The sequence below is a fragment of the Aggregicoccus sp. 17bor-14 genome (assembly GCF_009659535.1).
GTDB lineage: Bacteria > Myxococcota > Myxococcia > Myxococcales > Myxococcaceae > Aggregicoccus.
Map to the genome: position 1 here is coordinate 562,507 of NZ_VJZZ01000002.1, position 12,961 is coordinate 575,467.

The 12,961-nt window shown below is 72.3% G+C and carries 13 protein-coding genes; 7 read left to right on the forward strand and 6 right to left on the reverse strand.

Features of this window, described 5'->3' with window-relative positions; translation table 11 throughout:
• The first annotated feature begins 283 nt into the window (after positions 1-283).
• Positions 284-1,903 (forward strand): alpha-amylase family glycosyl hydrolase, encoded by a 1,620-nt coding sequence (locus FGE12_RS06290; protein ID WP_153865422.1) that lies wholly within the window; start codon positions 284-286, stop codon positions 1,901-1,903.
• 9 nt (positions 1,904-1,912) lie between these two features.
• Here FGE12_RS06290 and FGE12_RS06295 read toward each other — a convergent pair whose 3' ends face one another.
• The 3 genes from FGE12_RS06295 to FGE12_RS06305 form a co-directional block, all read right to left on the reverse strand.
• Entirely contained in the window at positions 1,913-2,365 is a 453-nt protein-coding gene (locus FGE12_RS06295) for an SRPBCC domain-containing protein (RefSeq protein ID WP_153865424.1), read from the reverse strand.
• Positions 2,362-2,718, reverse strand: coding sequence for a helix-turn-helix transcriptional regulator (locus FGE12_RS06300; protein WP_153865425.1), 357 nt, complete (start codon positions 2,716-2,718; stop codon positions 2,362-2,364). Before FGE12_RS06300 ends, FGE12_RS06295 begins: the two co-directional genes overlap by 4 nt.
• A gap of 71 nt (positions 2,719-2,789) precedes the next feature.
• Positions 2,790-3,341: a DUF2378 family protein gene (locus FGE12_RS06305; protein ID WP_194797632.1), complete on the reverse strand. Its 552-nt coding sequence runs from the start codon at positions 3,339-3,341 to the stop codon at positions 2,790-2,792.
• 157 nt (positions 3,342-3,498) lie between these two features.
• On the opposite strand from FGE12_RS06305, the gene FGE12_RS06310 reads away from it, so the two are divergent.
• The 5 genes from FGE12_RS06310 (at position 3,499) to FGE12_RS06330 (ending at position 8,536) form a co-directional block, all read left to right on the forward strand.
• Positions 3,499-3,690 carry a hypothetical protein gene (locus tag FGE12_RS06310; protein ID WP_153865427.1) on the forward strand — a complete coding sequence of 64 codons (192 nt, stop codon included), beginning with the start codon at positions 3,499-3,501 and terminating at the stop codon, positions 3,688-3,690.
• Positions 3,691-3,770: 80 nt separating this feature from the next.
• Positions 3,771-5,426, forward strand: coding sequence for a deoxyribodipyrimidine photolyase (locus tag FGE12_RS06315; protein ID WP_153865428.1), 1,656 nt, complete (start codon positions 3,771-3,773; stop codon positions 5,424-5,426).
• Positions 5,427-5,538: 112 nt separating this feature from the next.
• Positions 5,539-5,994 (forward strand): hypothetical protein, encoded by a 456-nt coding sequence (locus FGE12_RS06320; protein ID WP_153865429.1) that lies wholly within the window; start codon positions 5,539-5,541, stop codon positions 5,992-5,994.
• Between the two features lie 27 nt (positions 5,995-6,021).
• Positions 6,022-7,128, forward strand: a complete 1,107-nt coding sequence (locus FGE12_RS06325; protein ID WP_153865430.1) for a serine hydrolase — start codon at positions 6,022-6,024, stop codon at positions 7,126-7,128.
• Between the two features lie 76 nt (positions 7,129-7,204).
• Positions 7,205-8,536, forward strand: a complete 1,332-nt coding sequence (locus tag FGE12_RS06330; protein ID WP_153865431.1) for a hypothetical protein — start codon at positions 7,205-7,207, stop codon at positions 8,534-8,536.
• Between the two features lie 100 nt (positions 8,537-8,636).
• Here the strand turns inward: FGE12_RS06330 and FGE12_RS06335 are convergent, their stop codons facing one another.
• The 3 genes from FGE12_RS06335 to FGE12_RS06345 form a co-directional block, all read right to left on the reverse strand.
• Complete coding sequence (locus FGE12_RS06335; protein ID WP_153865432.1) at positions 8,637-9,161, reverse strand: hypothetical protein; 525 nt, start codon at positions 9,159-9,161, stop codon at positions 8,637-8,639.
• An 80-nt stretch (positions 9,162-9,241) separates the two neighbouring features.
• Positions 9,242-10,450 (reverse strand): 3-oxoadipyl-CoA thiolase, encoded by a 1,209-nt coding sequence (locus FGE12_RS06340; RefSeq protein WP_194797633.1) that lies wholly within the window; start codon positions 10,448-10,450, stop codon positions 9,242-9,244.
• Positions 10,451-10,454: 4 nt separating this feature from the next.
• Positions 10,455-11,981 (reverse strand): 3-hydroxyacyl-CoA dehydrogenase, encoded by a 1,527-nt coding sequence (locus FGE12_RS06345; protein WP_194797634.1) that lies wholly within the window; start codon positions 11,979-11,981, stop codon positions 10,455-10,457.
• 115 nt (positions 11,982-12,096) lie between these two features.
• On the opposite strand from FGE12_RS06345, the gene FGE12_RS06350 reads away from it, so the two are divergent.
• Positions 12,097-12,954 (forward strand): IclR family transcriptional regulator, encoded by an 858-nt coding sequence (locus tag FGE12_RS06350; protein WP_153865434.1) that lies wholly within the window; start codon positions 12,097-12,099, stop codon positions 12,952-12,954.
• The last annotated feature ends 7 nt before the right edge of the window (positions 12,955-12,961 follow it).

Below are 12,961 nucleotides of genomic sequence, written 5' to 3' on the forward strand. Positions count from 1 at the left end.
AGGCACGCGCCCGGGGCGCCCCCCGCCGCGCCGCCGCGCCCCTATCCACCAGCCGCAAGACGCGGCGCGGAAGTGGCGCGCAGAGGACACGGGGATTGCCCACGAGGGCGTACCGGAGCGGCGCAGCGCCCACCTTCCGCTCGCCGTGCAGGCAGGCCTGACGGCCCCCCGAGCAGCTGCCGGCATCTCGACCGGGCCGATGTTCAGCCCCAGGCCCCCGTGACGGGCTGCGCTTCTGGCCACGCCGCGGGCTCCCCACCATCGGGTGCGAGGAGGCGCGCGCATGAGCGAGCCGGAGAAGGCGCATTACTGGTGGCAGACCGGGGTCATCTACGAGGTCTACGTCCGGTCCTTCCAGGACTCGGACGGCGACGGCATCGGGGACCTCGCGGGCCTGCGGCGGCGGCTGGACTACCTGCAGTGGCTGGGGGTGGACATCCTCTGGCTCACGCCCATCTACCCCTCGCCAATGGTGGAGTTCGGCTACGACATCGCGAACTACACGGACGTGGAGCCGCTGTTCGGCACGCTCGCGGAGTTCGACGGGCTGCTCGCCGATGCGCACGCGCGCGGCATGCACATCGTGCTCGACATCGCGCCCAACCACTCCTCGCACCGCCACCCGTGGTTCATCGAGTCGCGCTCCTCGTGCACCCACCCGAAGGCCGACTGGTATCTCTGGCGGGACCCCGGGCCGGATGGCGGGCCTCCCAACAACTGGCTCAGCGCCTTCGGCGGGGAGAGCGCGTGGGAGTTCGAGCCGCGGCGCGGCCAGTACTACTACCACGCGTTCATGAAGGAGCAGCCGGACCTCAACTGGCGCAACCCCGAGGTCGAGCGCGCCCTCTTCGACGCCCTGCGCTTCTGGCTGAGGCGCGGCGTGGACGGCTTCCGCATCGACGTCATCTGGCACCTGCTCAAGGATGCCCAGTTCCGCGACAACCCGCCCAACCCCCACTACGACCCGCGCTCGATGCCGTCCAACGATGCGCAGCGCGCCCTCTACAACACGGACCGCTACGAGGTGGTGGAGATCGTGCAGCGCATGCGCAGCGTGCTGCGCGAGTTCGGCAAGGACAAGCTGATGATCGGCGAGCTGTACCACTCGCCCGAGCGCCTGGTGCGCTTCTACGGCGAGTCGGCCGGCGGCGCGCAGATGCCCCACAACCAGATGCTGGTGCTGATGCCGTGGAAGGCGGACGTCCTGCGCGACGCCATCGAGACCTACCTGGCGGCCATCCCCGAGGACTGCTGGCCCAACTGGGTGCTCAGCAACCACGACAAGCCGCGCATCGCCACCCGCGTGGGGCGGCCCGCCCAGGCACGCGTGGCGCGCATGCTGTTGTGCACCCTGTTCGGCACGCCCACGCTCTACTACGGAGACGAGCTGGGCATGGAGAACGTGCCCATCCCGCCCGAGCGGCTGCGCGATCCCTTCGAGGCGCTGGACCCCGGCCGCGGCCAGGGGCGCGATCCGCAGCGCACGCCCATGCAGTGGGAGGCGAGCGCGCCCCACGCCGGCTTCACCCGCGGCGAGCCCTGGCTGCCGCTGAGCGAAGACTGGCGCGAGGTGAACGTCGAGGTGCAGCGCGGGCGCCCCGACTCGATGCTCAACCTCACGCGCGACCTGCTCACCCTGCGCCGCGCCGAGCCCGCCTTCACGGTGGGCCGGCACCGGCTCGTGCTCAACGAGGGGCCCGTGCTCGCCTACCGCCGCGAGCACGAGCAGGGCAGCTTCCTCGTCGCGCTCAACCTGTCGCGCGACTACGCGACGCTCGCGGCGCCGCGCGGCTGGGAGGAGCTGCAGCCCGTGATGTCCACCCTGGGGCCGGTCGCAGCGGCGAGGGTGCACGGCGTCATCGCGCTGCGCCCGGACGAGGGACTCATCCTGCGCAAGGTCTGAAACCGCCCGTCACGCGCCGCGGGCCGTCTTCCTGCGCCCGTCCAGCAGCTCGACGAGGTTGTCCAGCGTCCGGCTGGTGCCCGTATGGACGCCCAGCTTCACGAACATCTCGAAGTGCTCGGCCGACGCACACTGGATCGACACGTTCATCTGGGTGCCGCGCTCATGGCGCCGCAAGGCGACCGTGCCCTTCGCGCCCAGGGCGTGGAACTCGAGCCGGCGCGGCCGGTCGACCACCGCGTACACGCCCTCGAAGGGCGGCGCGTGGCCCGCCGTCACGAAGCGGAAGGCGCCCTGTGGCTTGAGGTCGATGGTGCACGAGACGAGCGGCGCTCCGGTGGGGTCCCACCACTGCGAGATCTCCTCCGGCTGCGTCCAGGCATCGAACACCTCCTCCGGGGACGCGCTCAGGGTGCGCTCGAAGGAAACGGTCTTCTGCTCTCGGTCGATTATGTCTGTCATCGTGTTCCTCGCTGACGGTCGGACTGGGACGCCTTCTTCTTCTTCAGGTGGGCCTCGAGGCGGTCGAAGCGCCCCTCCCACTGCTCTCGGAATGGCTGCAGCCACGCATCCGCGGTCTTGAGCGCCGCAGGAACGAGCCGCCGGGGCCGGCTCTGCGCGTCGCGCCCCGTCTCGATGAGTCCGGCGGCCTCGAGCACGCGCAGGTGCTTGGAGATGGTGGGCTGCGCGAGCTGAAAGGGCTCCGCGAGCTGCGACACCGTCGCCTCGCCCTGCGCGAGCTTCGCGAGGATCGCGCGCCGGGTCGGGTCGGCGAGCGCACTGAAGACGGCCGTGAGCTGCTCGTGGGTGTGCATTGCCGATTGGCTATATAGCCAATCGGCAATGAACGTCAAATGCGTGCCGCTGTCTGCGCTCGGCGGAACGTCTACTCCCTCCAGCGCACCCGCAGCGCGCACCCCGGCGCCGGGGCGGGGAGCACCTCGACGATGGTGCCCTTCGCGCCCGTCACCTCCGCGCCCTGCTCGATGACGCCTGCGAAGTAGCCGGGGATGCGGTGCACGTCGTTGAAGTGCAGCACCATCTCGGTGGGCCCAGCCGCCTCGGTGCGCACCGCGATGTAGTTGGAGCCCGAGCGGAAGTTGCGCTCCATGCGCTCGAGCGTGCGCCGCGGGCCGAGGACCCGCATCAGCGGCGCGAGCGCCTTGCCCATGAGCGTGTCCATGTAGCCCGAGAAGAAGTGCCGCCCCACCCGGCGCAGCGCCTGCTCCTCGGGGAGCCCGGGGTACAGCACCTCGGAGGCGATGCGGACCCACCGCGCGAAGCGCTCGGCCGGGTAGCCCGCCGCGAGCGGCCGCTCCAGGTCGAGCCCCTCCTCGCGCAGCCGCCCCTTGAGCTCGGGCGACATCTTGCTGGCGAGCCCGCGCACGAACAGGCCCTCGACCGTCTGCGGAAAGATCAGCTGCTCGTCGGCGTTCACAGGGAGCCCTTCATGCGCGAAGCGTAGCATCCCCCGCGCCCGGAGGCGGCCTGCGCCAGCGCCGCCGGGGTGGGGGAGCACCCGACCTCGGGACGAGGGAAAGACGGTTGCCGGCGGCGTCGCACGGGAGGACCGTTGGGGCAAGGAGACCCACGCCATGGAGACCCGAAACGAGCACCCCGGCATCCAGCCCGCCGAGGACATGCACGGCCATCCCACCACGGTGCGCGGTGAGCCCGTGGACGGCCTGCCGCTGCGAGGCCCCAACGACGAGGAGGAGCAGGTGCACGCCGCAGACGACCCGGCTCGCTCCCACGAGCTGCCGGAGGCCGCGCCTTCCGGGGGATAGCGCCTGCCTGCACGCGAGGCAGGAGTGCAAAAGGACGAACGGACGCGTCCAACCGGCAGGCCTGCGCCGTAGCCTTGTGCATGCTCGACCCCCTCTCCGTCGTCCCGCGCGAGCGGCTCAGCGCGCTCAACGAGGTCCCCGCCGACCCCTCGCGGGACGTGGTCCTCTACTGGCAGGTGATGGCGCGCCGCACGCGCTTCAACTTCGCGCTCGAGTACGCCGTGGCGGCCGCGCGCGCGTGGAACAGGCCCCTCGTCGTGCTCGAGGCCCTGCGCGCGGGCTACCCCTGGGCGAGTGACCGGCTGCACCGCTTCGCGCTGGACGGGATGCGCGACAACGCGGCCGCGTACGGCGCCGCGCGGGTCGCGCACGTGCGCTACGTGGAGCCCGAGCCGGGAGCGGGCCACGGACTGCTCGAGGCGCTCGCGCGCCGCGCGTGCCTCGTCGTCACGGACGAGTTCCCGGAGTTCTTCCTCCCCCACATGCTGAAGGCCGCCGGCCGCAAGCTCGCGGACCTGGGCGTGCGGCTCGAGGCCGTGGACGGCAACGGGCTGCTGCCCCTGCGGGTGGCCGAGCGCGCGTGGCCCACGGCGCCGCACTTCCGCCGCATGCTGCAGCACCGGCTGCCCGAGCACCTCGGGTGGTTCCCGGCCGAGGCGCCGCTGCGCGAGGCGCGCGCCCTGCCTCCGGTGGAGGGCACGCTGAGCCGCTGGCTCGAGGGCGTGCGGGCGAAGTGGCCCAACCCAGCCGAGGCGCTGATCGGGGAGGACGCCGGCGCGGCGGCGCGCGCGCTCGCGGCGCTGCCCATCGACCACGGCGTGCCCGCCGTGCCCTTCGAGGGAGGCCCCGAGAAGGGCGGGCGCGTGCTCGCCGGCTTCCTGCAGCGCAAGTTCGACACGTACGCAACGCGCCGCAACGAGGCGGAGGACCCGAGCAACAGCGGGCTCAGCCCCTACCTGCACTGGGGCTTCGTCAGCGTGCACGAAGTCTTCGCGGCCATCGCCGAGCGCGAGGACTGGACCCCACTGCGGCTGGCGCCCAAGCCCACCGGCAAGCGCGAAGGCTGGTGGGGCATGGGCGCGAGCGCGGAGGCCTTCCTCGACGAGCTCGTGACGTGGCGCGAGCTCTCGTACAACACGGCGCACTTCGTGGACGCGCACGACACCTACGGCTCGCTGCCGGAGTGGGCGCGCGCGACCCTGCACGCGCACCGGCGTGACGAGCGCGCCGAGCTCTTCACGCGCGACGAGCTGGAGGCCGGAGGCACCTACGACGCGCTGTGGAACGCGACCCAGGGCCAGCTGCGCACCGAGGGGCGCATCCACAACTACCTGCGCATCCTGTGGGGCAAGAAGTTCCTCGAGTGGACGCGGGAGCCGGAGGAGGCGCTCGCCTTCATGCTCCACCTCAACAACCGCTGGGCGCTCGACGGGCGCAACCCCAACTCCACCGCGGGCATCACCTGGGTGATGGGCCGCTACGACCATGCGTGGCAGGAGCGGCCGGTCATCGGCAAGGTGCGGCCGATGAGCAGCGCGGCGACCGCACGCAAGATCCGCGTGACGGACTACGTGGCGAAGTACGGCGCCACACTCCCGGGCCGCACCGCATCCCACGCCGACGCCGGGGCCGAGCGCGGCGAGCCCCCCGCCCCCCGCCGCGAGCGCAAGGTGCCGCGGGACCGCGGGCCCTCGCGAGGAGCCGGCACCTCCAATCTCGACGTCCTGCCGGAGTAGCGCGGGCGGCTGCGGCGCGCCGCACCCTGAGTGACAGAGCCCGGCGCATCACGAGTCCGTCACGCGCGCCGCGTACACAGGTGGCTCCTCGCTGGTTCCCGGAGAAGAGCCCATGAAGTCTGCCTGCGCAGTCCTGCTCGCCGCGACGTTGCTCGCGGCGGGCTGTGGTGGTGAGCCGTCGAAGCCCGTGCGCTCGACCATCGTGCTCGAGGGAGGCATCTCGGGTGAGTACGAGGCCCGGTCCTCGACCGATGACATCAGCCTCACCGTGGACACGGTGGAGGGCCTGAAGGTCGTGGCCAACGTGACGGTGTGGTTCGAGGGCGAGCCGCGCGTGGGCACCTTCCACTGCCGGGACCTCTCCAACGCCGTCTGGGGCGCCGTGGACGGCGACGAGGGGAGCTGGCAGTCCGGCTGCCAGCACCTGAACCCCGGCGACCTCACGCTCGAGGTCCTCTCGGTGGAGCGCGACGGGGACGGCTACGTGCTGCACGGTTCTGCGGTGGGCGTGGCCGCGCCCTTCCAGTCGCTGGTGACGGGCCCGCTCACGGTCAACGCAGTGTTCTGAGGGCACACGGGGTAGGGTGCGCAGCCCATGCGGACCTCTGGAATCCTGCGCACGCTCGCCGCCCTTCTCCTCATCTCCCTGCCGGCGCTCGCCAGGACGCCGCGCGCGCTCATCGAGGACTTCACCAAGGAGCAGGACTTCCAGGGCGTGGTGCTGCTCGCGCGCGGCGGGAAGGTGCTGCACGCGGGCGCCTACGGGCACGCGGACTTCGAGGCCCACCGGCGCACCTCGCTCGAGACGCGCTACCAGCTCGGCTCCATCTCGAAGCTCGTCGCCTCCATCGTCGTCCTGAAGCTCGTGGACGAGGGGAAGCTCTCGCTCACCGCGCCCATCGCCACGTACCTGCCCGACTACCGCGCCGACAGCGGCGCGAAGGTGACGCTGCACCACCTGCTCTCGCATACGAGCGGCGTGCCGAACGACCTCGTTGCGTCCTTCAAGAAGGACCCGTCCATCGCCACGCTGGACCTGTCGATGGACGAGGCCGTGAAGCGCTTCGCCAGCGGCGACCTCGCCTTCGAGCCGGGCGCGCGCTTCGACTACTCGCACTCCAACTGGGTGCTGGTGAAGGCAATCATCGAGCGGGTGACGGGCCGCACCTATGCGCAGGAGGTGCAGCGCGTGCTGCTGCGCCCGCTGAGGCTGAAGAGCGCAGGCATCTTCACGGGCGACTTCGCACGCGTGCCCCGTGCCGCACAGGGCTACTCCGCCATCCACCCGGCGCCGAAGCGCGGAGGCACCCCCAACCCCTCGTTCATCGAGTGCGCGGGCGGCTACTACAGCAGCGCGAAGGACCTGCTCACCCTGACGCGCGCGGTGTACGGCGGGAAGGTGCTCTCGGCGGACGCACTGAAGCGGCTCACCACCGTGTACGTGCCGGAGGAGGCCTACAGCTACGGCGGGCGCATGCGCACGCTCACGCTCGGTGGCAGGGAGAAGCAGGCCGCGTGGCACACGGGCTCGAACGGGCCGTTCCGCTCGCGCCTCAGCCACGTGCTCGGAGACGACCTGACCTTCATCGTCCTGAGCAACGCCAACGCCAGCCTGGATGCGACCCAGACCCTCGCCGAGCAGGTGCTGGCGGCGGTGGCGCCCGCGGGTCGCTCTCCGGGCGGCGCGTCCGCCAGGCCGTGACGACGCGCCGCGAGAGGATTTGCGGGGGCGCCCTTTCTCCCACCGCATGCTCCCGAATAGTGTCTCGCGCCCGACCATGCTCCGCTCACTCGCCCTGTTGGTACTCCTGTCCGTCCCCGCATTCGCCGCGCCCACCCTGCCGCCGCTGGAGAGTCAGTCTCCGCTGTCGCTGGACCAGGTGGTGCAGGGCGCACTCACGGTCGAGGACCGCCCGCGCATCGATGGCAGTCCCTCCCCCTACGCCCAGGACGCGTTCCGCTTCCAGGGCAAGAAGGGTCAGCGCGTGCGCCTGGTGCTGCAGTCCTCGGAGTTCGACCCCGAGCTGACCCTGAACCTCGGAGGCACCGAGCCTGCGGCGCAGGCCTACGGCCACGGGGCGCGCAGCGACGACGGCGAACCCGAGCAGTCCGAACCGGCGCAGCTGGAGGTGACACTGCCCGCCAGTGGCACCTGGACGGTGCTGGTGAGCAACAGCCGGCAAGGCCAGCTGGGGCGCTACGCGCTGCGCCTGTCGCTCGTGCCGGGAACGTATCCGGTGCCCACGCTGGAGGCGCAGGTCGAGCCGATGCAGCTGGGGCAAGTGGTGCGCGGGCGCCTGGACGAGACGGACGCCCTCACCAAGGACTGGGGGCGCAGCGACGTCTACCGCTTCGAGGGCCACGAGGGACAGCGGGTCGTGGTGGCCCTGCCCATGGACTCGAACGCTGCGCGCGCGAGCCTGCACTTCGGCAGTCGCGAGACGGAGTCGCTGTCGAGCATCGGTGGACTGTCCGCGGTCACCATCTACGAGCTCGAGGGCAAGCGCATGCTCGGCTTCAAGTACGACCTCCCCAAGGATGGCACGTACTTCGTCGTCGTCCAGCCGGGCAGCAACGGCTGGACGCCCGGGGCGGACTACCTCGTGCAGGTGTACGACCTGAACCAGGGCGAGCCCCAGGAGCAAGCGGCGCAGCCGCACGCGGCGGAGCAGGAGGGCGCTTCCGGCGGCGGTGACATGGGCGCCTTCGCCTTCGGCTTCGGCGGCGGCAGCCTCGCGGACGCGTCGTACTTCTCGTTCAGCGGCCTCTTCCACATGGGCAAGCAGCTCACTCCGTCCGTGGGCGTGGGGGGCGGCGCCGCCCTGTCCCTCCAGGACGTGGAGGACGAGACCTTCTACGGCGTGCTGGCGGGGCCCACGCTGCGGTGGGGCGCGCCGGACGACCTCAGCCTCACGCTCCTGGTGGGGCCCTCGTTCTACTTCGGCACGCTCCCGGACCCGGATGCCTCCTCGCTCGGCGTCGGCGGGCGCGTGGACCTGTGCGTCATCAGCTCGAACGGGTTCTGCCTCGGCGGCTTCGCCGCGGGTCAGCTGCACGGCGGGCTCGATCCCAACCTGCAGTACGGCGTGACGATCGGCGCGCAGTGGTGAGCGGTCGCGCCGCTCCTGCGGGAGCGGCGTTGCCTCCCTCGTCGAGTGCGCAGGAGGTGCGCGAGCGGATGGACGCCCCGGAGGCCTGACGCAGCCCTGGCTACCCGAGCCCTTCCTCGTCCTCGTCAGGAAGAGACCGACCGAGCTGCTCCTCGGCGAGCGCGCGCAGCTCGGAAACATCCGAGAGGGCGAGCAGGGCACCAACGGCCATTTGTCCACGGGCCAGGGCCAGCGCTCCGAGGAGCGAGCGGAGGGTCAGCGGATCCTGCTCGGTGCGCAGGTCCGCGAGCGCCAGGTCGAACAGCTCGCGCCAGGCCTGCGCGTACGCCTGCCGGCACCAATCCGGGAGCGGAGGGTTGTCCTCGGCATGCCGCTCGACCTCGATGGTCGAGAGCAGGCCGTAGAGGTTCCAGTCTCGGCGGGCCCACCCCTTGGCGATGCGTACCAGGTGCGGGACCGCAGCGTAGGACGCCTCGTCGACGTCTCCCTGGTGGTGCAGCTCGTTCCAGAGCTCTTCCCAGACGTGCGCGCCACGCTGCATGCGCTGGAGGGTCACGGCGGCATTGTAGGGCGTTCGATATCCGCCCCTCAGCGTCTTCCACTTCGGGTCATCCAAGGTCAGCATTGCGGCACCTCCGCACATCCCTCACCCCGACCCTCTCCCAGGGGGAGAAGGGGCAATGACGCGGCTTCGTCAGGGAGCCTTCAGGCGCGCTCCAGCACCACCGCGATGCCCTGGCCCACGCCGATGCACAGGGTGACGAGGGCATAGCGCCCGCCCGAGCGCTGCAGCTGGCGCGCGGCCGTGAGCGCGAGCCGCGCCCCCGAGGCACCGAGCGGATGGCCCACCGCAATCGCGCCGCCGTTCGGGTTCACGCGGCTGTCCTCCGCGCTCACGCCCAGCTGCTGCAGGCAGCCCAGCACCTGCACCGCGAAGGCCTCGTTCAGCTCGACCACGTCCATCTGCGCGAGCGTGAGCCCCGCGCGCTCCAGCGCCTTGCGCGAGGCGGGCACCGGCCCCAGCCCCATGGTGCGCGGCGCCACGCCCGCGACGGCCGCACTGACCACGCGCGCGAGCGGCTTCACCCCCGCGCGCTCACCCACCGCGCGCGTGCCCACCAGCAGCGCCGCCGCGCCGTCGTTGATGCCCGAGGCGTTGCCCGCCGTCACCACACCGCCCTCGGAGAGCGGGCGCAGTGCGGAGAGCTTCTCCAGCGTGGTCTCGGGTCGCGGGTGCTCGTCCGCCGTCACCGTGCCCGCCTTGCGCCCGGGCAGCTGCACCGGCACCAGCTCGCCCTCGAAGAAACCATCCGCCAGCGCCGCGGCGTACTTGCGCTGGGAGGCCAGCGCGAAGCGGTCGCTCGCCTCGCGCGTGAGGCCCAGCTCGCGCGCCACGTTCTCCGCCGTCTGCGGCATGGTGTCGGTGCCGAAGCCCTCCTCGAGGCGCGGGTTGGGAAAGCGCACGCCCAGGGTGGTGTCGTAGATGCGCGCGTCGCGGCTGTAGGCTGCCTCGCCCTTGGCCACGGCGAAGGGCGCGCGGCTCATGCTCTCCACGCCGCCGGCGACGAAGAGCTCGCCCTGGCCCAGCGCCGCCGCGCGCGCCGCGTCCGCCACGGCCGCGAGCCCACTGCCGCACAGCCGGTTCACCGTGAGGCCCGCGACCTCCACGGGCAGCCCCGCGAGCAGCAGCGCGTGGCGCGCCACGTCGCGGCTGTCCTCTCCGGACTGGTTCGTGCAGCCGGCAATGACATCCTCCACTTGCTCCGGCTTGAAACCGCTGCGCGCCAGCAGCGCACGGATGCAGCCCGCGAGCAGGTCGTCGGGGCGCACGGGGGCGAGCGCGCCGGCGTGGCGGCCGAAGGGGGTGCGCAGGCCGTCGTAGAGGAAGGCGTCGAGCGGGGCAGTGACGGGCACGGGTTCAACCCTCCGGAGTGAGCAGCGAGGCGCCGAGCCGCGCGCGGCGCGAGAGCCAGAGGCTGGGCCTGTAGCGCGGATCTCCCGTCGCGGCGAGCAGCGCCTGGAGGATGTGCAGCACGCGCAGCGGGCCCAGGGCATCGCCCCACGCGAGCGGCCCGCGCGGATAGCCCAGCCCCAGCGTCACGGCGGCGTCGATGTCCGAGGGGCTCGCGATACGCTGCTGCGCGATGTCACAGGCCACGTTCACCACGCAGGCGAGCACGCGCTGCGCGACGAAGCCCGGGCTGTCGTGGATGCGCGAGACGGGGGTGCCATCTGCCGAGAGCAGCGTGACGGCGGAGGCGAGGAACCCGGGCCGCGTCACCGGCGTGCTCATCACCGTGCGCCGGCGCTCGAGCCCGTGCAGCAGGTCCACCGCCACGCAGCGCTCCGCGTCCAGCCCGAGCGCGAGTGCCGTGGAGGTGGCATCGCGCCCCAGGGGCGCGAGCAGCAGCAGGGCCTCGGCGGAGGGCCTCGCCGCCTCCTCCAGCGTCCAGCCCGCTGCGCGCACCCGCGCCTGCAGGAGCTCGAGCGCCGCGGGCTCCTGGGCGCACGCCCACACGGGCCGCTTCTCTCCTGCGGGAAGGGGAGGGGGCTCGGCGGGAGGCAGCGCCTTGCCGCCCTCGTAGCGGTAGAAGCCCTCGCCGCTCTTGCGGCCCAGGAGCCCCGCCTCGAGCCGGCTGCGCAGCACGTACGAGGGGCGGAAGCGCGGCTCCTCGTAGAACTGCGTGTACACGGACTCCATCACCGGGTGGCTCACGTCCAGGCCCACGAGGTCCAGCAGCTCGAAGGGGCCCATGCGAAAGCCCGCGGCCTCGCGCAGCACGCGGTCCAGCTCCCAGAAGGGGGCGACGCCCTCCTGCAGCAGCCGAAGCGCCTCGGTGCCGTAGGCGCGCCCCGCGTGGTTCACGAGGAAGCCCGGCGTGTCCGAGGCGCGCACCGCGCGGTGCCCCGTGCGCCCCACCAGCGCCTGCAGTGCGTCCACCACCTGGGGCTCGGTGCGCGCCCCCGCCACCACCTCCACCACCTTCATCAGGGGCACGGGGTTGAAGAAGTGCAGGCCCGCCACGCGCCCCGGCTTCGCGCAGGCCGCGGCAATCGCGGTGACGGAGAGCGAGGACGTGTTCGTGGCGAGCACGCAGCCCGGGCCCACCACCGCCTCGAGCCGCGCGAAGAGGGCGCGCTTCACCTCGAGGTCCTCCACCACTGCCTCCACCACCACGTCGCAGCCGGCGAGCGCGGCCTCCCTGCCCACGGGCTGCAGCCGCGCCACGGTCGCGCTCGCGGCGGCCTCGGCGAGCTTGCCCTTGGCCACCAGCGCCTCGAGCGCCGCGGCCACGGAGGCCCGCGCTTCTTCGGCCGCCCCGGCGCGCGCATCGAGCAGGCGGACGTGGATGCCCGCCGCGGCCGCGAGCTGGGCAATCCCGCGCCCCATGGTGCCGGCACCCACCACGCCCAGGACCAGGTCGCTGCGCTGCGCATCCAGCACGTGGAGCCTCCCGCTGCAGAAGTTTCGCAGTGCGAAATGCAGTTTCGCATGCGTTGACCGTCACGGTACCGACCCCTATGGTCGGCGGCAATTGCGCTCTATCCCCGGAGAGCACATGCCGCGCACCGCCAATGCCCGCCTCGCCGCGCTCGCTGCGGATGCCAGCGCCGAGCGCGAGCTGCTCCACCCGCTCGGAGAGGACGAGCCGCGCAAGGACCGCCAGTTCGTCACGGCGCTCGCGCGCGGCCTCGAGCTGCTGCGCGCCTTCACGCCGCAGGCCCCGCTGCTGGGCAACCAGGAGCTCGCGCAGCTCACCGGCCTGCCCAAGCCCACGGTGTCGCGCCTCACGCACACGCTCACGCGCCTGGGCTACCTCACGCGCAGCGAGCGCCTGGGCAAGTACGCGCTCAACACCGGCGTCCTCTCGCTCGGCTTCACGGCGCTCTCCAGCATGGGCGTGCGCGAGGTGGCGCGCCCATTGATGCAGGAGCTGGCGGAGTACGCGAACGTGCCGGTGTCGCTCGGGCAGCGCGACCGGCTGAACATGGTCTACGTGGAGCACTGCCGCTCGGCGGCCTCCGTCACCCTGCGGCTCGACCTCGGCTCGCGCCTGCCGCTCGCCACCACGGCGATGGGGCGCGCGCTGCTCGCAGCGATTCCGGAGCGCGAGCGCAGCTACCTCATGGACCACCTCGCCCGGCGCGACCGCACGGCGTGGCCGCAGCTGCGCAAGAGCATCGAGCAGGCGCTGCGCGACTACGAGGAGCGCGGCTTCACGCTCTCGGTGGGGGACTGGGACCGCGACGTGGTGGCGGTGGGCGTGCCGCTCATCCCGCCGGACGGCAGCGGCATCGTGGCCTTCAACTGCGGCGGGCCCGCCTTCTCCCTCACGCGCGAGCGGCTCGAGGGAGAGCTGGGCCCCCGGCTCGTGAACCTCGCGCGCGTGGTGCAGGCCCGGCTCGTGCGCCGCTGAGGAACCC